9 protein-coding genes and 1 pseudogene are annotated in these 21,943 nt (G+C 55.5%); 1 reads left to right on the top strand and 9 read right to left on the bottom strand.

What is annotated here, in order from left to right; translation table 11 throughout:
* Positions 1 to 161: 161 nt before the first annotated feature.
* The 8 genes and pseudogenes from EB241_RS13880 to EB241_RS13845 all read right to left on the bottom strand — a co-directional run bounded on the left by EB241_RS13880 (position 162) and on the right by EB241_RS13845 (position 18,562).
* Positions 162 to 359, bottom strand: coding sequence for a YjfB family protein (locus EB241_RS13880; RefSeq protein ID WP_124233729.1), 198 nt, complete (start codon positions 357 to 359; stop codon positions 162 to 164).
* A gap of 594 nt (positions 360 to 953) precedes the next feature.
* Positions 954 to 1,311: pseudogene (locus EB241_RS21545) on the bottom strand (tyrosine-type recombinase/integrase); the annotation flags it as partial.
* 5 nt (positions 1,312 to 1,316) lie between these two features.
* A complete protein-coding gene (locus EB241_RS13870) occupies positions 1,317 to 1,889 on the bottom strand; it encodes a hypothetical protein (protein ID WP_124233728.1) in 573 nt (190 codons plus the stop codon).
* Positions 1,890 to 1,993: 104 nt separating this feature from the next.
* Entirely contained in the window at positions 1,994 to 2,425 is a 432-nt protein-coding gene (locus tag EB241_RS13865; protein WP_124233727.1) for a hypothetical protein, read from the bottom strand.
* The gene (locus tag EB241_RS13860) at positions 2,425 to 14,604 is read right to left on the bottom strand and encodes a hemagglutinin repeat-containing protein (RefSeq protein ID WP_158612412.1); all 12,180 of its coding nucleotides are present in this window, start codon (positions 14,602 to 14,604) and stop codon (positions 2,425 to 2,427) included. Before EB241_RS13860 ends, EB241_RS13865 begins: the two co-directional genes overlap by 1 nt.
* A 12-nt stretch (positions 14,605 to 14,616) precedes the next feature.
* Positions 14,617 to 16,281, bottom strand: coding sequence for a ShlB/FhaC/HecB family hemolysin secretion/activation protein (locus EB241_RS13855; RefSeq protein ID WP_124233725.1), 1,665 nt, complete (start codon positions 16,279 to 16,281; stop codon positions 14,617 to 14,619).
* A 478-nt stretch (positions 16,282 to 16,759) separates the two neighbouring features.
* Positions 16,760 to 17,980 (bottom strand): protein-disulfide reductase DsbD family protein, encoded by a 1,221-nt coding sequence (locus EB241_RS13850; RefSeq protein WP_124233724.1) that lies wholly within the window; start codon positions 17,978 to 17,980, stop codon positions 16,760 to 16,762.
* An 18-nt stretch (positions 17,981 to 17,998) separates the two neighbouring features.
* A complete protein-coding gene (locus EB241_RS13845; RefSeq protein WP_124233723.1) occupies positions 17,999 to 18,562 on the bottom strand; it encodes a peroxiredoxin in 564 nt (187 codons plus the stop codon).
* A gap of 59 nt (positions 18,563 to 18,621) precedes the next feature.
* Between EB241_RS13845 and EB241_RS13840 the strand changes: the two genes are divergently transcribed.
* Positions 18,622 to 18,837, top strand: a complete 216-nt coding sequence (locus EB241_RS13840; protein WP_124233722.1) for a hypothetical protein — start codon at positions 18,622 to 18,624, stop codon at positions 18,835 to 18,837.
* Here the strand turns inward: EB241_RS13840 and EB241_RS13835 are convergent.
* Positions 18,834 to 21,611, bottom strand: a complete 2,778-nt coding sequence (locus EB241_RS13835) for a flavocytochrome c (protein WP_124233721.1) — start codon at positions 21,609 to 21,611, stop codon at positions 18,834 to 18,836. The genes EB241_RS13840 and EB241_RS13835 overlap by 4 nt on opposite strands.
* Between the last annotated feature and the right edge of the window lie 332 nt (positions 21,612 to 21,943).

The raw sequence follows: 21,943 nt of genomic DNA, 5'->3' as shown, positions 1-21,943 counted from the left end.
ACCGGGCATCAAATGACTTAATAAATTAAATCCTTGTGTTCGCGGCACCGGAAACTCAACCTGATTCGGTCCTGTGTGGGCAAATATGGCATAAATAAGCGAACAACATACAAAGAAAGGTGGGCAGCACACTTTGCGCTGCCCGGACAGGACGGCAGGCGTTAAGCAGTGGTATTAATATTACGCCCGATGGCCGGATTAGCAGGCAGCGCCGCCGGGACAGATGCGGACTGCATCAGTGTGCTGACGTTGTTCGCCTGCTGGTCCAGCGTTTTACGTAGCATAGTAACATTGACCTCGTTACGAACCTGCCACTGACTCATTGCTGATGACAGTGAAGCTATCTGTTGTGTATCCATAAATGAACCCTCTCTGAGTTTGGGCCACGAAAGGCCGTTACATGATACCGGTGATGGATTGTGTCGGCTGGGCTTCCGGCACTGGCTTTACCTCTGCAAACCTCAGGTTAACCTGTTGACACCCCAGAGGACGCAGCCTGCTGTATGATGCGGCGGCCCTCTTCGCTGCCGGTTTGCAGTTAACTGCCTGAGCTGCCCTGACTCAGGGCGACCACATTATCGCCAGTCGCTGACGATGACCGCGTATGAAAATTCGCAGATCGGTATAAAAGTGTAGTATACCTTTCCGAAAGATGCCGAAAAGATTATCAGCGAGAGCGAAGCGCCACGACAGTTCTCAAAGATGCAGGGGTAACCGACATTCCGCTATCAGCAGGCGCTACCGGTAAGGCACTTCCATCAAGCTCACTGCCTGCACCGCGTTATCCTGTGCGACAAAATCACTGACCACTTTATACCCAGTTCCGGTACGCTTTCTCACTTTCGGCGTGATGCCAGTACTTCTTTTACAGAAACGAGAATACCTCTGCCGCACTTTTGTTTTCGCCGCTGTTGATACCAACGCTTTCAGGTTTCATCTGATGCGGCCTTTCTTCAGGGCACTGAGTCCTGCACGGATCGCTCCACTGGCGTTATTATACCGTGGATTATGTCAGTAACGCGAAGCACCGGCCCTTTCAGGCTGTCACGCTTGAGAGCCGCAGCCGGCAACGCCCGGATATTCACCTGGGTGTATATCTGCATGGATTCAACGAACCTGTCACCCGGCATCGCCTGTATCCATCTTAGGTTCGCACCGTTCTCCAGCATCCGTATCGCCATCGCTCGCATGGCGGAACAGATGACAGCTTACTTTGTCGATGCCAGCGGCTCTCAGATACGGCACTACCGCCATTGTGTTGCCGCTTGCCGTTAATCCCGCCACGCCGTTCATTGCCAGGCACAGTGTCTGATACGCTACGCCAGACAGACCTGCCTGGAGCAGGTCAGTACAGCGCTGCCGGTGCCGAACTTCTGCATCTCCGCCCGGTATTCCGGCGTTTCACGCAGCTGGTCCGCACTCAGCCCCGGATGTTTCTCCTTCGCCGCCTTCAGCCCGTCAATATCTCCCTGCGTTCGCGCACTATCCCCTGCCTGCGCCCCAACCTCCCCTATCAGCTGAGCCGTTTGCAGACGCTGCTGCTCTTTCTCTTTGTTAAAGATCGGGCTGATGCTGTCGTTCGCACCCGCCGCGTCGCGGCTCAGTGTCGCAACATCCTGCCGCTGATTCGCCTGGTCGCGGATGACGATCGTTCCGTCTGCCACCGCCGAACGGGAGGTTCCCTGCGCACTGCCACCACCACCCGTACCCGCCAGCAGACTGTTTGCCATATTTCCGGCAAACTGTCGACCCGCAGAGGCACCGCTACTGATCCCCACGCCCTGATGTTGCGTCCGGTAATCCGCTTCATTGGTTATATCGCTGAAGCCCAGCGTCCCCGTTGCCAGACGGTTCTTATCCGCATTCGCCTGGCTGAGCAACAGATACACCGTTTACCGTGGCAATTGTGCACGGGCAACTGATGATTCGGTTGGCGGCTGAAAGGGTAACTCACAGGCATAAAATCCCGCCGTATTAGGGCGGGATTTTATGTTTATTTCATAAGGGTAACTCTGGACAAATTATCATTCTGATTAAATTGTAAATGGAGGGCATAACCCTCTTTTTCATATTTTACCCAACGATCAATATAACCCATAAGCGCATCCATTTTTCCACCACCTGAAGCTAAAGGGTGGCCTAATATTTGAACAGCCTCATGCTCCGAACTATCAATTGATACCGGTAGTTCTCCTTTGTACACAGAAAACCCGTCGACTTTTTCTGCATAAAAAGTAATCTGATCTACAACTTCATCTTCTAATAAAAATAAAACACCTGAATGTAAAAAAGAGTAATATTCCCTGTCACCTAAAACACCCTCCTCAAGTTTAGGTAACTCATTAAAATCACCTGAAACATTAATAAATTTACTATCAAGTTTTGAGCAACCTAATAACTTAATAAATTCATTCCATATCAACATTATTTTGTTACTCCTATTTGAGAATTTCTTTCCTTGAGTTGTCTTATTGCATCATCGACAAGTTTAGGATCATATCCACGATCCAGCATATTCTTTCTCAATGCATCTGTATCACGACATTCTGCACCACAAAGATTTATTGCATCTTGTTTTACCTGAGATGGAGTATTCTTACCACCATAAGTAGGGCCAGCCTGATGTACATCTTTAGGTACTTCAATAGCTGTTGCATTGTTATATAGGTTTTTTTCTTCTGTGGGAGTTAGCTTTCTCCCCAGCTCATTTTCTTTTGCCTGACGAATAGCCGCAAATGATGGAATATGATCATGTTCCAATCCATCACCAACCACTTCACGTGCTTTCAGTTCCTTGTATGACCCAACATCCAGTGGTTTAACTGCCTGAATCTCATCACTGGCCTTATTAATCAGCTTCGACGCTTCAGCCACATCGCCTTTCTTCAGCGCTGTTTCTGCCGCCTTAATCGCCTTACCTGCCGCATCTCCCGCTCCCGGTATCAGGCCAATAGCTGCCGCCAGGTAATCCAGTGCTGTCTGCGCTTCCGCAAAGCTCTTTATATCCCCAACGATAGGCACGAAGTCCAGCCCGGTTCCGGCAACATCCTTCACCATCTGCGTACAGGCTGCCTGATCCTGAGCACAGATCGCTGTCTGAGCGGCTTCGTATTTTTCTACCGTGCCTTTTTTGCTGGCTTCAGCTGCGGCCAACGTACTGGCAAGGTTGTTGTTTTCGAGCGCATTCTTCCCGGCCTGTGCCCCCGCCACCGCGTCCGCCGTGCTGTCTCCAGCCACACCACCGGCAAGACCCGCCGCCAGGGTTCCCAGCGCACTGATGGTCTGTTTCTGCTCTTCACTCAGGTCTTCCCGTTTAACACCCGGATACAGCTGCTGAGCAATATATTCACCGGTGGTCGCACCCGCCGCCCCGGCCAGCGCACTGTTGCCGTTTATCTGCGCCACCACGGCACCCAGTACCGCATGGGCCATCAGGTTGGCTTCGGTATTGACGTTGCCGTTCGCGTCCGTGGTCATCTTATGGATGACCTCCGCCAGATACGGCGCGGAACCTCCGGCTATCGCTTTGGCGATATCACCACCTGCCAGACCCTGTACCGCCGCCGTGGCTGCCTGGATAGCCTGCTGCACCTTACCGCCGGTGCCAAACCCGCTTTCGGTGAATGCCCGGTTATAGAAGTTGTTGTAGACCTGCTGGCTGATATCGTCGTCGCTGTACTGCTTCGTCGGGTCCTGCTTTTTCAGGTCAGCCAGCGCGTTGTCCCGGTCGCTTTGGGTGGCTCCCGACAGCTTCTCCTTCGCGGCTTTTGTCGCAGTAATCTGACCCTGCGTACGCGCAATATCGCTGACCTGCGAGCCAACCTCCGCTATCAGTTGCGTTTCCTGCAACCGCTGCTGCTCTTTCTCTTTGTTAAAGATCGGGCTGATGCTGCCGTTCGCACCCGCCGTGTCACGACTCAGCGTCGCAACGTCCTGCCGCTGATTCGCCTGGTCGCGAATTACTATCGTTCCGCCTGTCACCGCCGAACGGGAGGTTCCCTGCGCACTGCCACTGCTACCTGCACCGGCCAGCAGACTGTTTGCCATATTTCCGGCAAACTGTCCACCCGCAGAGGCACCGCTGCTGATCCCCACGCCCTGATGCTGCGTCTGGTAATCCGCCTTATTGGTTATATCGCTGAAGCCCAGCGTCCCCGTTTCCAGCCGGTTCTTATCCGCATCCGCCTGGCTGGCTATCACTGCGCCGTTCAGCTGGGTGTGGTTGCCCACCGTCACATCAACACCGCCGCTGCCCGCGTAAATACCGCTCTGCTCCTGCACGCTGTCGAAATTGCTGTGCATTTTATCCTGGCTGGCATTGAGGTAGCCTGAGCCACTCATCGAACCAAACGTAAAGCTGCCGCCCGCAGCAAAACTGCTCTGCGTCGAGTCATACCGCTCGCTGTCACGCAGGCTGGTGATGGTCAGATCGCGTCCCACGTCAGCCACCACGCTGTTGCCGCTGACCTGCGCGCCACTTAAGGTGGTGTCGCGGCCGCTGCTGAGGGAAACAGTGCCACCGCTGTCCAGCGTGGTCTCACTCCAGACCGTGCCGTTGCCGGTTTCATGGCCTTTCGCCCCGTTGACGCTGGCAAAAACGCTCAGGCCCATACTCCCCGACCCTGCGCCAAAACTGAGGCCCACGCCGCCGCCACTGCTGCTGTTGCTACCGGTGGTTTGTAGGGTGCTGGCGGCCCCGGTCAGCAGAATATCGTTTGCCGCCTGAAGCGAGGTATCGCCTGCCGCTTTCAGCTGGCTTCCGGCAATCAACAGATTGCCGCTGTCAGCGTCGTTACCCTTACCGGTGGCGCTGATACTGAGATTTTTTCCCGCGTTGAGGGTCGAACCACTGACGGTATCCGAGCGCTGTTGCTGCTGTGATTTTGCTTGTTGTGTCGACAGTGAAAGGCTGATACCCACGCCATTATTAGGGTCGGCCGACACCTGAGCCAGTTGACTCGCCTGCTCAGCCTGTACGCCGGACAGTACCGCTTTGGTGGCCTGCAGGGCCGCCAGACGTCCATCACTTTCCTGTTTTGCCGACTGCGCGGCCGCAACCGCGCTGTTCACCGCCTCCCCTACGGCACCGGACAGTGCCAGCGTCAGGCCGCTGGAGCGCTGTTCGGTTCTCTGATCGCGGGTGCGCCGATCGTGACCCGGCGTAATCGCCACGCTGTCACCCTGCAACACCATATTGCCCGCCGCGACCAGGTCAGAGCCGTTTACCTGTAACTGCTTACCTGCGGTGATGGAGACATCACCACCGGTACTGCCCACCGTGCTGACGCTCTGGCTCTGGGTGGTTCCTTTATCCCGCATCTCAGAAAGCGATGTGCTGCTGCCAATACTGATGCCCAGTCCCCCTGTCCCCATCAGCCCGCTTTTTTTGGTTTCCGAGAAACGCCAGCTTGAATCGGTATTGGTCGCCGCCGTTATCGTCACATTGTTTCCAGCACTGAGCGCAACCTGGTTATCGCCAACCACCTGCGATCCTTTTACCACGATATTATTGCCTGCCGATACAGAGACATTATTGCCGCTTAACAGGGTGCCTTTTTCCTGCGTGGCGCTGTCTTCCTGAATGGTGTGGGTGGTCTTTTTACTCAACAGCCCTTTTTTGGTTTTGGTTTCTTCCCTGTAGGCATAGTCGCTTTCCGTGGCGGTGTTCAGACTGACATCCCGCCCGGCCTGCAAGGCAATATCCTGATTCGCGGTAAGGTCGGCAGCCTGGCTGTTGATATCGCGTCCCGCCACCATGCGGGTGTTACCGCCACTGGCAATCTCCGTGCCCTGCTGGCGGACGGTTTCACTGATAACGGTTTTTTTGCTGCCTTTTTCACTGTTGCCGGAACCGATGGCCGCTGCATCAAGATTGATATCGCGCCCGGCGGTCAGGCCAACGTCTCCGCCAGCGGCCAGCGCGGCGGCCTGGCTGGTAAGATCCTGCCCGGCGGCCAGCGTCAGATTATTTCCCGCTGTGAGGGTCGTCTGGTTAAGCTTTGTGACGGAAGATTCACTATTTCCAGCACGATCTTCAGTGCTGTTAACCACTGATAGCAGTTTTAAATCACCGCCAGCTGACAGTGAGGCATTTTTATCAGCAGAAATGTTACTGGCTTTTACGGTTAAATCCTGGCCTGAATGAACAGTAAGCGTCCCTCCAGCTTCAATCGTACTGGCGACACTGTTGATACTCTTAAAATCACGCCATCCATCATTGAAAAGGGTATTATTTTCATTAGCAAGTATCGCTACATTACCGGCTGCATTTATTGCAGCATTTCCCCCCGCGTTAATATCAGCACCATGAATATTAATGTCTTTACCTGCATTTAATACAAGGTTATCCAAAGAAAGGATGGATGATTTTTCGCCTTGTTCGGTTAACGAAGAAACACTTAATTTTGAGCTATTATCGATTTGAGAGGTTAACGTTAGATTATTAATACTGCCATTCAGGCTTTCGAGAGAAACCTGCTTACCACTAATAGCAGCGCCAATATTATTTATATCGCCAAGTGAGCTCAGTTTTAAGTCACCAGCCGCTTTAATCAATGAAGCATTAAGGTTATTAATATCATTCTGACTGTTAATAGTAGCGCGTTCCTGCGCTATCACTGTGCTCCCGTTGTTAGTGACGCTTCCACCTTCAATTGTTACTGTCTTACCCGCGATAATACTGCCATTGTTAATATTAGTATCGCTGGCGACAAGATAAAGTTTTGGCACCAGCACGGTTTCACCGTTGATGGTTGCTGCCTCCCACCAAATAATACTCTGATTCAGGGACGCTATTTGCGCGGTACTTAGCGTCACACCCATTGTAAGATTGAGTGACTGCTGTGCTGTTGCGGCGTTATCCATCAGATATTTCATTTGCTCAAGATCGGAACCCAGACCATTGATATAACGGTTGCCGGTCTGACTGAGCACAGCATTACTGACATAGCGTGTATCAAAAGCGGCATCCCCCAATACCCGGTAATCATAGTCAGGTTTAAGGTTAAGGCGATCGAGAAGGTAAGACGATCCGAGGAACGTGGTGATATCAGTGTACTGCTGACGGGTTTCCTGAGGTGCAGTGCCTGGTTGTTTATCCAGAAGCGCGTTGAGGTCGCTAAACAGGTTGGTGTTGAGCTGTCCCAGTTCGTTAATTTTCGGATTGATAACGATCAGGTAACGGCTTTTAAGATCGGTAGAGGCTGTAAAATAGCCATTGCTGCTTTGAGGTAAAGGATAAGCACTGGTATCAACAGAAGAATAATGTAACGTATTGCTGTCACGCTGATAAGCCGTAAAAGGATTGGTCCCCAGCGCTGTGGTTCCTCCTACTCCAGATAATTGAATGGCATCCGATTTATAGGCGTTAAGCAGTGTATTTTGTAACCCATTACCGTCAAGGCTGATACCACCGTTTACCTGCTGCAGAGCATTATTTATATTATTGCGCCAGTCAGGGCTGCCAGGCGCAACTGAGCTGACATTGACAGGCTCCAGACGCGTGACCCCACCAGAAATCGACTGCTGGAGCAAGGTATTAAGACCGGGAGACGAAAGCGTTGGCGTTATAGTACCACGCACGTCCTGAGATTCACTATTATTAAGAACAGTATTAAATCGGGTACTGAGGTTGCCATTAGACTGGATCACACCACGAATAGTCGATGCCTGTTCAGTACGGTAAGTATCTGTCGCAACGTAAGTGACCGTTCCTTTTAAACTTGCACTTTTACCATTATAAGTATAGTGATTCCCCCCCGTTGCTTTCAGCCCATCAATACTATTTGCCACAAATGAAGAGTTGGTGTTTTTTAGCGAGTCATAGCTACTGTATGTCGTTGACGGATTAAAAATACGCCATACCGCTTGTGTGCCAGACAAATAAGACTGATTGTTCAATACCCCACCGGAGAGGGAAAGATCCTGTCCGGCAAGAATATAACTGCCCAAATTGTCCAGCTGATTTGCATTACCTGTCAGGTTTCTACCAGATGATATTCTACCGGCCTGCCCCGTAACAGTCGTGCTTGAAGTGGTACGTGCAACAAGTATTTCTTTACTTTGATTCAGATTTAAAGGAACAGGAGTCACTGACCAGCCAAGGCTAATAATCGGCGGTGCAGGTGTATATATCTCTGTAAAATAGTATTTAAGCTCTCCAGATTCAAAGAGTTCCAACGGCAGCTCCACACTTCCAGGCGCAACAGATCCATAGCCAGTAGCCACATTCTCCGTGGTGGTTTGCCCAATGTTTACAGATTCCCACTGATTCAACAAATGCGCGGTATTAATAATAATATCGCCGCCCTGGGTCTCAATGGTCCCGGAGGTATTAATCACTTCACCATTGGCATTGCCCGCCGCGTCACGCTGCATCCACAGGCTGTTGCCCGCCAGAATATCACCGCGCTGATTGCGGATGCTGTCGGCGAGCAGGGAGAGATTCTGAGCGGCATAGAGCAGCGCGGTGTTAACGATGCTTCCCGGCGCGGTGATGGTCAGACTGCCGCGCGTGCCGGTAAAGCCGTCGAGGGTAACATCGCTGCGGCTGTTCAGCGCAACGTTGCCGCCGCCCTGCAAACTGCCCGCGGCGTTCATGGCGATGCGGTTAGCGGACAGGCTGCTGTCACCGGTACCGGTGGTCAGCAGACCGTTATTGACCAACTCGCCACCGGCGCTGAGCGTGACAGCCTGCCCCTGAAGGGTTCCCCGGTTTTCCAGCGTACCGTTGGTGCTGATGGTCAGACGGTTGCCCGCCGCCAACGCGCTGCGGGCAACAAAACCGTTTGCCACGTTCAGCGTGGCATCACCCAGCGCCACCAGCTGGCCCAACAGGTCGAATCCGTTGGTTACCAGCGTCATAGTGCCCGCGCTGAATAACCGACCTGTCGCCTGCTGGTTCACCTGCGCGGCGTTAATGTTCAGCTGGCCAGTGCCCAGCACCGTGCCGCTGTTGTTCAGTTGCTGATAATTCACCGTCAGGTTAGCGCCCTGGGTCATTGCCTGATTCTGCAACACAGTACCGGTCAGCGTGCCCTGCTGGTCAGCCAGCAAGGTGCCGTTATTACTGGTGTTTGCAGCGTTCAGCACCAGTTGCCCTGCCTGAAGCCAGCCGCTGTTCAAGAGCTGTGCCGTGGTAAAGGTCAGTTCGCCGGCGGAAAGCACCCTGCCACCGTTGCTGGCAAGCCCGCTGGCCGTTATCCGGCTGGTGCCCCCCTGGATCAGGCCGTTGTTGTAAAGTTCTGGCGTGGTCAGGGTCAGTATAGTGCCGCCGAGCAGCGTGCCGTTGCCGTTATTGGTCAGCCGCCCACGGGTGGAGAGCAGCAGAATATTGTCGCCCTGCAAACGTCCGTTGTTATCCAGCGTGCCGGTGGTGACCTCCAGCTCGCCCCCCTGCACACGACCGGCGTTATTCACCGTTGCCGACTGTACGCTCAGTTTTCCGGCGCTGAGCAGGGTTTTATCCTGCTGCTGGATCAGTGCGCCGTTAAGCTGCACGGTCAGCCCGTCCACCCCGGTGATATCGCCGTTATTGTTCAGCGTATCGCCGGTTAAGGTCAGATTTCTGGCTATCCACTGTCCCTGGTTGCTCAGCGACAGCGCGTGTAACGCCGCCGTGCCGTTAGCAGAGATTTTGCTGCCTGCCGCCGCGTCAAGGCTGTCACTCAGGTTAAGTTGCAGCGCGTCGGCACTCTGAATGGTGCCATTATTAGTCAGTCGCCCGGCCTCCAGCAGAATTTGCTGTCCCTGCCAGACGCCGTTATTGGTCAGCGTATTGCCGCTGATATTCAGCGTGCCCTGGGTCAGCAGTTGCCCACCGGCGTTGTTAATCAGTTCCCGCATGGGCGTTGCCAGCAGCGTTCTGAAACGGCTGACCTGCGGTGCCGCAGCAAAGGTCAGGGATTGCAGGCCAATCAGGCTGCCCTGGTTGGTGACGCTGGCAGGCCGGACAGTCAGGGTATCTCCCTGCACAGTCCCGCTGTTATTCAGGGTGCTGCCGCTCAATACGGCGGCCTTTTCCGCCAGCATCGAGCCGCTGTTCAGCAGACTGACCGCGCTGATTTGCATATCGCCCTGGCTGAGCAGCGCGCCACCGTTATTCAGGGTACCGGCAATACTGGCCGTCAGCGAAGCACTGCCAAGCAGGGAGCCGGAATGCTGCCAGCTGTCCGCGATGACCTGTGCTGTGCCGCCCTGCACAACACCGGCGGTGTTAAGTGCAGAGGCGTTCAGCAGCAGATCGCCACCGCTTAACGTTTTGCCGTCGGCGGTCTGGGTAAGCCCGTCCTCTGCCTGTGCCGTCAGCGTGCTGTTGCCCTGCCATAACCCGCTGTTAATCAGCTGTGCGCCGCTCAGTTCCAGGCCGTCCGCGATGATTTTTCCGCTGTTCAGCAGCCGGCCAGCCGTAAGGCTGGCGTTGCCGCCGCTGAGCTGGCTACCCGCGTTATCCAGCACGCCATCGGTCCGGCCTTCCAGCCCGGTGGTGCCGTTAAGGCTGCCGGTATTTTTTAACGACGCGAACTGATAAGAAAGATTATCTCCCTGCCAGATCCCGGCATTGCTGGCATCGGTGCCCTGAAGGACCAGTGCGCCACCGGTCAGTAACTGACCGCCAGTCAGCGTTTCCAGCTGGCGAAAATTCGCCGTAATTGCCGTACCCCCCTGCATCAGCCCGTGGTTTTGCAGCCTCTCGCCAGCCGTCCGAAGGCGTTGTCCGGCAATAATGCCCGCGTTGGTTATCGCCTGCGCATGAATATCCGCCAGCTCCTGCGCCAACAGCCGGCCCGTGCTGCCGTTTGTCAAGGTTCCGCTCAGATCGGCGCTCAGGGTGCGGGCGGTTATCTGACCGTCATTGCCGACGTCGCCGCCGCTGATGCTGAGCGTATCCGCTACCTGAATTAAACCCTCGTTGCTGAGCTGGTCAGGTTGCAGTACCAGTGAGCCGCCGCTGATGATCTGGCCGTCAGCCTGATTGACGATCAGCGGACTGTTCAGGGTCAGCACGCCGTTACCCTGTAACAAACCGCGGTTGACCAGCTGCGGCACGGTGATGGCCAGACTGTCGGCCGCCAGGGTTCCTGCGTTGTTCAGCGCGCTTGCCTGTAAATTCATGGTGTGCTGACTGAGCAAGATGCCGCTGTTCAGCAACTGGCCGGTAACGGTGGCAGCAAGATCCGTGGTGGTACGTGTACTGCCTGCGTTCTGCCAGTGTTGTGCATTGATCGTGGCGTCGGAGGCCTGGACAGTCCCCTGATTATTCAGCGTCTCAGCGCGGAGATCGAGGCTGGCTGCCGTTTGCAGCTGTCCGCCAGAGGCATTAATCACCTCCCCCCCCGCCACCGTCAGCGCGTCGTTACCCTGAATCACCCCGCTGTTACGCAGATCGCCCTGAAATGCCAGTACCTTCGCCATCAGCAGCCCGTCGTTGCTGGCGGCGTCAGTCTGTACCTGCACGGCGTTTTGTCCAAGGATCCTGCCGCTGTTATTAAGATTTTTCGCCGCCAGCGTGGCGTTTTCCACGCTCAGGGCGTTACCGCTGTTGCGCCAGTCATCTGCCGATAAAGTAAGCTGGTTACCCTGTAGCAATCCCGCGTTATCCAGTTGTCCGGCTTTGACGGAAAGCTGGCCCGCAGTGAGGAGTTCACCGGACTGCGCGTTACCGAGCGTGCCGACCTGCAGGTTCAGACTGTCACTGCCCTGCAAACGGCCGCTGTTATCCACCGTACCGCCCTTCACCGTCAGCCGGTCCGCCGCGATCAGTCCGCCGTTGATCAGTTGCGTGTTCCCCAACTGCACCGCCTGTGTCGCCAGCAGTTTGCCACCAGCAAGATTGTTTAACAGGGCACTGGTGGCAGTCAGCGAGGCGGCGTTGATTTCACCCGCGTTAGTGAGACGAAAGCCATTGAGCTGTAACGTACCGGCAGCGGTGAGCAGACCATCGTTGCTGAAATCAGGCAGGTCCAGGTCCAGATCGCCTGCGGTGGCAATGCTACCGGACTGCCGGTTAGCCAGCGTCCGGCTTAACAGTGTCAGCTGTCGGTCGCCCTGCACCAGCCCGCGGTTGTCTATCGCCGTCGCACTGAGAGAAAGCTGCGGGGCAGCGAGGCGTCCACTGTTGTTCAGCGTCCCGGCTGAGACCTGCATCTGCGTTCCGGCGGTCAGCACCCCGCCGTTGTTAAGGCTGTCTGTCGCCAGCAATGACACCGTGTTACCACTGGCCGTGCCGCTGTTGCTCAGCTGTGCCGCTTTGATCTGTAACTGATTTTCAGCCACCAGTGAACCAGGGTTATCCACCGTATCGCTGGCGACGATGGCAATATCCCGGGCGTTGCTGTTGCCGGTGAGGGAGAGCTGGCCGGCGGAAACGGCCAGTTGCTGGCGGGCTATCTGCATACCCGCCAACACCGCCCGGCCAGCGTACAGCGCTATATTTTGCCCCTGCAGGTGCGCGCTGGCACCAGTGCGCAGCGTGTCACTGCGGCTATTTAGCTGGCCGTCAGCACTCAGCGTGCCATCAATATCGGCGCTTTTATTTACCTGTAACGACAGGTCGCCTTTACTGAACGTCCCGGCATCCTGTCCGCTGGTCAGGCTGTCGCTGGCCAGCATCATGCCGGTTCCCGCAGAAAAGGTGCCGTCCTGCATCAGTTCACCGGTAATGACGGACAGCGTGCCATCGGTCAGCACATTCCCTCCTGCGGCGTTACTGATGCGATCGCGGTAGATCAACGTCATATCACCGGCGGCATCCAGCGTCCCGGTCTGGTCAAGGGTGTTTCCTTTCAGCATCAGGCTGCCGTTGCTGCGGAGCGTACCGCCGTTACGCAATGCATCACTGTTCAGCGTGACGCCATTCCCCTGCAAGGTGTCCAGGTTTTCCAGGCTGTTGCCGATGACATCGAAGCGGTCACCGGCAAGCATGGTGCCGCCGTTACGCAGTGCATCCCCTTTCAGCGTGACGCGGTTTCCCTGCAGGGTGCCCAGGTTTTCCAGGCTGTTGCCGGTGACGTCGAGGCTGTCACTGGCCAGTACCGTGCCGCCGTTTTGCAATGTATCACTGTTCAGGGTGACGGCGTTTCCCTGTAAGGTGCCGAGGTTATTCAGGCGGCTGCCGGTGACGTTGAGGCCATCTCTGGCCAGCACCATGCTGCCGTTTTGCAATGTATCCGCGTTCAGGGTGACGGTGTTTCCCTGTAAGGTCCCCTGGTTATCGAGGCTGTTGCCGGTGACATCAAGTCTGTCACTGGCCAGTACCGTGCCAGCGTTGCGCAATGTATCGCCTTTCAGCGCGACGCCGTTTCCCTGCACAGCCCCCTGGTTATCAAGGCTGCCGGTGGCCTCAAGGCGACCGCTGGCCAGCAGCGTACCGCTGTTGCCGATGGCGGCGGCATTCAGTACCAGATGATTACCAGCGTTAAGCTGACCGGCATTATTCAACTGGCGAGTCGCTTGCATGGTGATATCACCCGCCGCACCGATTTTGCTTGCGCCGTCGGCGTTCAGGTCACCGGCGCTCAGGGCCAGCGACTCACCCGCGGTCAGCTGGCTGGCAGCCAGTTGCAAAGCCTGTCCGCTCTGTATCGTTACCCCTTTGTCACCGGCAAGCCTGGCATTATTCAGGGCAATATCGTTGCTGGCAGAGAGGGTCACCGGCCCGGCAGACTGGTGATCGCCACTCAGCGCGATATGTTGTGCGGTGGCGGTCAGCGCACCACTGCTCTGACTGTCATGCACCGCCAGTCGCCCTTTGGCATCCAGCACAATATCACCCTGTCTGGCCAGCAGAGTGCCGAGATTAACACCCACGCCATTTTCACTGGACACCAGATGAATACGGTTAGCGTACATGCCGCCCAACGCGCCGGTGTCCACTGCCACCGAGGGGAGCGCGCCCTCACCGGCGATCGGCGTGACCGAGCCATCCTGCCCAACCCGGTTAGCCCCCGCCGTTACGGCAAGATCTTTCGCGTGGATCCCGGCGTTGATCTCCACGGCGCGCGCCACAATCGCCACCGCGTCAGCTTTACTGCCGTCCAGGCCCTGCCCCTCAACGATGATTGAGCCTTTGGTCACCTCCAGCGCGGCAAGGTTTCCGCCGGCATCCAGCTGCGGTTTTCCGGTGGTGAGCGTGACATTCGGCGTGTTGATAAAGCCGCAGCCGTTACAGGTAATACCGTAAGGGTTGGCGACCATCACCCTGGCCGCCTTGCCCGCCACTTCGGTATATCCCTGGAGCTGGGAACGATTCGCCCCAACCACCTCGTTAACGATCGCGCGGGCTTCCTGTCCGGCTTTCAGATTGGTGTTGTTCTGGACCAGACCACCCAGCTGCGTCAACGTCAGCTGGCTGGTAGCATTGTTGAGGATCACCCCTTCAGTACCGACGTTGTATTGCTGATACTGATTATGGGAGATCCCTGCCTGATTGGGCGTGGCAATGTTAACCATCGGTACGCCGTTGCCAGCCGCATCGACTTTGGAGCCGGGTGTCACCGGGGTGATTTGTGCCGCCACGGCGGGCAGCATGGGCTGCACGGCAACCAGATAACAGATAAGGTAACTCAACAGGCGACGTGCAGCGGGGACGGGCTGACGATTTTCCATAATCATTTTCTCTTAAAAGACCAGCCCGACCCGGGCATAGACAGTGACACGATCCGGTTGCAGATAGCCGGGATAACTGAGCGGCACCGCAAGGGTGTACTGGGTGTAAATATGTTGATTGCGGGTGGCCAGCCCGACGGCACTGCCCCACAGGGTGCCGGTGAACCCGCTGTTCTGCGCATCGCTTTTCAGCCAGCCCCCATCCGCCGCCGCAAGGGCGCTGACGTTTCCCAGCCACGGCAGCGTAAACAGGGTGTAATTCAGTTCGTTACGCAGGTATCCCCCCGCATCGGCGGACAGATATTGTTCTTTGTAGCCACGTACCGAGCTTTCGCCCCCCAGCGTCAGGCGTTCACTGCTATACAGACGATCGGGTGACCACTGGGCATAGAAGCTGCTGAGCCACCACAGGCGGCTGGTCAGCGGCCGCTGATAGCTACCGGTGAGGCTCCATTTACGAAAACTGGCTTTGGGTAGATCGCCGTTTTTACTCTGGTCACTCTCTGCGTCGAACCAGGGCATACCACGACTGAACGTCGGGTTGAGTGTGGCCACCCCCCCGGCGATTTTCTGGGTGTGATTCAGACCGACCTGCAGGCTGGTCATTTTACGACTGCTGCTTTGTAACAGCGCACTGTTGAGGTAGTTATGGCTGACGTAGTGATTCAGGCCAACGTCCAGGCCGGTTTTGATATCACCGTTGCGAAAAAGTACCCAGGAGCCGTTAAGGCGATGTGCACGGTTATTACCATTGCTCAGCCAGGTGAAATCATCGCTGACAAAGCTGCGGCGATAGTTGCTCCAGCTGTAGCTGTAATCCAGCAGGCCGTAACCATAAGGCACACTGACGCCGGCCTGGAGGTTTTGCGCATCATGCCACGGGCTGAAGGCGCTGCTTCGGCCCCCGCTCAGCGTCCAGCGGTCCGCCACGCCCAGCAGATTATTCGCAGTAAGTGACCCTGTCACCTGTCCGGTGCCGGTGCTACGCTGGCCGCTGTTATCAAATCCGAGGGTGACGCCAACAGGAAATTCCGGTTTGCCGGTCAGATTAATAATGGAATAACCGGCATGCGTGGCGGGCTGAATATCGATCTGAACCGGCGTGGTACGCACGCGGTTAATCTGTTCCATTCCCTGCTCAATATCACGCAGGTTGAGAATGCTGCCTGTTACGCCGGGGAAGACCGTCCGCAACATCAGCGACGCTTTCCCCTCCAGATGAATGGCTTCCACTTTTCCTTCCAGTACCTGCACGGTCAGTGTGCCGGAGGATAAATCCTGCTCGGTTAAAAATGCCCGGCTGGTGATATAGCCGCGTTGCATATACCAGTTGGAAATGCGGTTTACCAGCGCATTAATACTGGCCAGATTCAGGCAGCGATGAAGATAAGGGGCTGCCAGCCGTTGTTGCTGTCGGGGAGAAAGTAATGTGGCGTTGTGAACAGCAATCTGGTTGATGACAAAACAGGGACCAGGCTGGCCGGCAGCCTCAACCGGTCTGCCCGGCGGCGAGACCGCCTGCCAGATTGCGTCGCGTTGCTGCTGGTCCTGTTGCAGACGCTGCTGCTGCTGTTGCTGAATAAAATCACGGTCCGCTGGGGTTAACGGTGCGGCGACGGTATTAAAAATTATCAGACTGGCGCACAGTGCCAGAGACTTCCCTGTTTGAGATATCATAATGAAATAATTTAAGTTTTTTATTGTAAGGATTTCGTAAGTTCTGGTGGCGAGGATATCAGACAAATAACCGGATAGTTCTGATGGTCAATAAATAATGAGATGTTCTTATCAATCGCTTTTAGTACAGGATTAATTCTGTCGCAAAGGTAAATGCAGAGCATTCTGCGGTGAGTGCGCGAGGGTAATAGCGGATTTCTTTTACTTCAGTGTATTGAACAACCGTTTCACAGAATAACCATACCTGCATTCAGTCGCCCTCAGCTCAGACGGTTTGCCCGCAACAGGCAAAATCGGGGCTCCGGTTAGCTAATAAGCGGGTTCAGCGCCAGAAAACAACCGGGCACAGAGACGGCAATCGCCACCATAAGGGATGTGAAAATGACGGCTTCTGAAACAGTATCCCGCCCTGCTTCACCGGTAAGCCCTCGTAGCGGGTTATTATTTAATGGCCCCACCGGAGGGTTGCGCTGTTCGGTCAGCCTTTTTTACCGGCGGCCCTGATTAATGCATTCACCACTATCACGGGCGTTAATATCTGAGGTAATACCTCCGGCTGGCCGCCATCTGCGGGATAAACCACATACAGCGGTAGTCCTCCCTGCCCGAACTGACTGAGCGCATCTTCCACATCGGGATTAAATTTAGTCGAGTCGGCCACCATATAGCGGGTGCCGGTCTTCGCCAGCGCCTCTTGCACCGCCGGAGTGGAAAGCGAGGTTCGCTCATTGACCTGGCAGGTTATGCACCATGACGCGGTAAAATTCACAAAAATGGGCCTGTCATCCCTACGCGCTTGCTGCACGTTCTGCGGCGTCCAGTTAATCCGGGTGATGCTTTCCTCACGGGCTGGCGCGGCGGGATGCATGACTGTCGGCAGCGGCACCACAATGGCGACGATAAGCAGCAGTACGACGGCAGCCGTGAGACGATATCCTTTACCGACGATGCGCCGTTGCTGGGCGATGCCGTACAGCCAGGCCGCAAAACCTGCTACCACGGAACAGACCAGTAATGTGCCAAGTGCCGTGGTCCCTGCCTGCTGTGCCAGTACCCAGACCAGCCACGCCCAGGCGGCCAGCATCGGAAAAGCCAGCGCCTGCTTCAGCACCGCCATCCAGCTGCCGGGGCGCGGTAACCGGTTCGCCAGCGCCGGATACAGGGACAACAGGGTAAAAGGCGCGGCAAATCCCAGTGCCAGTGAGAAAAATACCGCCAGCGCCACCGCCGGAGGTTGTAACAGGGCATAACCGACAGCGCTGGCCATAAAGGGCGCTGAGCATGGCGTGGCAATCACGATGGCCAGCGCGCCGGTCAGCGCTGAACGAACAAAGGCCCCTTTGCCGCCGTTTATTTCACCGACGCGCTGTAGCGACAGTCCCACTTCGAATACGCCCAGCAAATTGAGTGCTGAAGCCAGAATAACCAGCGCCAGAATAGCAATCACCAGCGGTGACTGAAGCTGAAATCCCCATCCCACGGCGGCTCCACCCGCACGGGCTGTCAGCAGTATGCCGGCCAGCATCATCATACTGACCAGCACCCCCAGCAAAAAGCCCAGCCCTTCACGACGGGCGCGGTTCTGCTGGCCCTGATGACGCAGTAAGCCAATCGCCTTAAGGGAAACAACCGGAAAAACGCACGGCATAAGGTTAAGAATAATGCCGCCGGCAAAGGCGGCCAACAGGGCTGTCAACATGGCTGACCTCGCCGGGAGTTAATGGGCCACCGGATGTGACTGATGCCAGGCTTTCACCGCGTCAAGCGCCTTCTGAATGTGGCTGTCAGGATTGCGATCGGTGTAACTGAGCAGGATGCTGTGGTCCGGGGCGATAACAAAGGAGGTGCGCTCAGAGAGGGTTTTGCCTTTCATCTGCATGGTGGTCTGGTACTGCGCCGCGACCTTCGCGCCCGGATCGGCGGCAACGGCAAATTTATTGCGACATTCCAGCTTCGAGAAATCACTCACCTGATCGGTGTTGCCCGCGGTCACGCCAACCACAGTCGCGCCGTTTTTGTTGAAGCTGTCAGTGGCCTCGGCAAAATCATGCGCTTCAAGGGTACAGCCCGCGCTGAAGGCAGCCGGAAAAAAATAGAGCACTACCGGCCCTTTTTGCAGTGCCTGTTGCAGTGAGAAGGTGACTGGTTTTCCACCCAGCGCGCCCTGCAGTTCAAAATCAGGGGCTTTGGCACCCACAGGCAGCGCCGCCTGTGCACTAAACGCGCCAGCGGTCAGGATGAGGGTTGCGGCCAGGGTGAAGGTACTCAGGATATTTTTCATCGCGTGCTCCAGTGCCGGAAATTGATTTATGGAGCCAGTTTAATGCAGGTTGCGAAAAGTTGCCTGACAGCACGCTTAATTTATGCCGCGGTGAACCTGCGTTGCTGATTATTCAGTTCAGCGATGCACACCCACCCGGCTGTATGGGTGTGGCGGTCAGCGTTAGCGGCGAGAAAAAGCGGCCGCTGTTTATGCTGCCGTCAGCCTGGGTTGACGATTATTCCACTCAGCGATGCACACCCACCCGGCTGTATGGGTGTGGCGGTCAGCGTTAGCGGCGAGAAAAAGCAGCGGCTTTTCGCCCCGCAAGCATGCCAAAGATAATAATGTCGGCCACCGCATTACCGCCGATCCGGTTAGCGCCGTGAATGCCGCCCACCACTTCCCCCGCGGCCCAGGCTCCCGGGATTATCTGCTGTTGTGCATCCAGCACCGCAGTATCGGTATTCACCGTAACGCCACCCATGGTGTGATGGACCCCCGGTGCCACGCGAATAGCATAAAACGGTGCCTGTTTCAGTGGGTGGCGCATCGCCGTTTTACGGCCAAAGTCCTCATCCAGCTGGTTTTCCACAAAGAGATTGTAACGTTCCAGTGAGGCCAGTAATGCATGAAAATCCATATTGAGCTTCACCGCCAGTTCCTGTGGTGACGGCGCGCTGAGCACAAATCCTTTGGCGATATATTCATCAGCCGCTTTGTTATTGCGCCGCACTTCATCGTCAAAAATAACCCAGGCACTTTTTTCCGCTAGCGCAATAATGGCCGCCGAAACCTTGTCGCGGGTTTCCATTTCATTGTAAAAGCGCAGGCCCGCCTGGCTGACCAGAATCGCCCCTCCGCCACGAATAGCCTCTGAAATCAGATAGGAAGTGGTTTGCTCAACGGTCGGATGGATTTGGATCTCCGCCATGTCCACGCTACCCGCGCCAATTTTTTGTAGCAGGGCAATACCGCTGCCGGTCGCCCCTTTATGGTTAGTGGTGACAAAGCCTTCCAGCTCTGGCCGGTAGCTGACCACCATCTCGCGGTTGGCACTGAATCCGCCGGTGGCAACGATCACGCTTTTGGCATTCAGCACCCGGCTGTCGTTGTATTCATCCACCACGCGAACGCCGCTTACCGCGCCATTTTCAAACAGAATGTCATCCACTGAGGTTTCCAGCAGCACATCAATATTACGTTGGTTAATATTCTTCACCAATCCGCTTATCAGAAAGCCACCAACCGCTGAGTGGTCAGCAGGACGATGGGTGCGCTCAATACTCATACCACCAGTGATAGTCAGCGAGTTCAGTGCTATCCCTTTTGCCGCCAGCCACTCCACGGCGTCCGGGGCAAGGTCAACAAAGGTCTGCAACAGCGCCGGGTTATTTTTAAATTTTCCGCCTTTCAGTGTTTCGCTGTAGAACAGGTCCTTACTGTCCTCAATGCCTTTTAGTTGCTGGAAGCGGGTTTCTGCCGCGTTCATTCCCACCGACGCCTTGATGGTGTTGCCACCGATGGTCGGCATTTTTTCAATGATCGCCACATGCGCCCCCTCATCATGGGCCTGAATGGCCGCGGCAAGGCCGGCACCGCCGCTGCCGATAACCACCACATCAAAGCGCTGGGGCGCCTGCGGATTACCGCCCTCTTCAATGACATGCTCTTTACTGGAGGTGGTCAGCGCGCGGGAGACCGCTTTTTTCAGCGCCTCACTCTGGGTGGTGGCCCCGGTAATTGCATCGACGTGCGGGCTGTTGGCTACCAGGATGCGCGAACGCAGGCTGTCAAAGGTGGTGGTGAAATCGACGTCAAGTGAGTCATCGGGCACCAGGCTGATATCGGTGATACGATCGGTGTCCAGGGTCACGTTGATTTTCAGCTTGAGCGCCTCGGATTCGACCTTTTCCTGCCAGACGCCCGCTTTGTATTTTCGCCCGCTGACGCTGGTATCACGGATCATCGCATCGACCAGCGAGAAGCGCCACAGCGGCTCCGGTATTTTCAGAGCTTCACGCTGATTGCTGTCGATAAACAATTCAAGGTGGTGATTGTTGATAATACGATCGGCCCAGTCAGGATAAGCAATACAGGCCTTACCCACCGCCACCAGATCAAAGCCCTGCTTCAGTGCGTTTTCCGCATCCGCCTTATTCACCACGCCCCCGACACCGATCACCGGCACTTTCGCCAGCACCGGCGAGCGCATCGCCAGAAATCTGGCGATCAGCGGGGTGGGATCGTCAGTATCCACAATCGAAGACCGCAACAGTTGTCCCACGGAAAAATGCACATAGTCCAGTCCCTGCGCCGCAAGCTTCTCCAGCAGAAAGAGCGTGTCCTCAAAGCAAATGCCGGGAACTTCAAGTTCTTCCGGCGAAAAACGATAGCCAATAATAAAACCATCGTGGGCAAAACGTGCCGCCATTTTCTGTGTGATGTCCAACACCGCCAGCGGAAAGGCGGTGCGTTTTTCACGGCTGCCGCCCCATTTGTCCTCGCGCTGGTTGGAGTTAGGCGAATAGAATTGCTGGATCAGGTAAGTATTGGCACCGTGAATTTCTACGCCGTCAAAGCCGGCCTTAATGGCACGGTTAACCGCATCGCCAAATTTCGTCACCATCACCTCGACCTCTTCCGCCGTCAGCGCCTGCGGCGTGGTGGCCCCGTCACGGGGAGCCGCGATGGCGCTCGGCGCAACCGGCGTTCTGCCACCAATCAGTTCCGGCTCCACCATCCTGCCACCGTGATAAATTTGCAGGATGGCCGTCGACCCTTCTGACTTAATCGCCTCAGCAATTCTGCCAAGGCCCGGAATTTTGTTGTCGCTGTCAATGCCAATGGCCCCAGGAAACGCAGGACCTTTGGGGTCGATAAAGCAGCATTCAACAATAACCGTTCCGATGCTGCCCGCTCTGGCACGGTAATATTCCACCAGTTCACTGGTTACAGAACCATCATGAAAGCCGGTACAGGTAGTCATGGGAGCCATCAGAAGGCGGTTTTTCAGTACCGCCCCGCCGGGCAGGGTAAGCGGATTCAGAATCGGTGTCAGCGTATTCATGTCAGGGCAACTCCATATGTAGAGGTTATAAACGCTCTGGCGGACAATTTATTGTTGGCTGAATTAGCGCTCCGGTATTTGTTACAATTAAAGACATAGTATCTTTTCGACAGACAAATGTTCGTCGGCAATATGATCTTCATCTTGCAAAAGTGGCAGATTGATAAACAGCAAATATTATTTACCCATAAAGTGTCAACTATTGATTTCCAAAAATCAACCATAAAGCGCCACAAATTAAAACTATCAAAATCATAAAGATAGCAACATTATTTGGCATCTGCTGGAATTTACTCTACAGTATCAGACTTTATGGTTGTAACGGATATCAA

Source organism: Erwinia psidii, assembly GCF_003846135.1.
Classification (GTDB): Bacteria; Pseudomonadota; Gammaproteobacteria; order Enterobacterales; family Enterobacteriaceae; genus Erwinia; species Erwinia psidii.
Note: the sequence above shows the minus strand (reverse complement) of the source record. Positions and strands in the feature narration are given on the sequence as shown.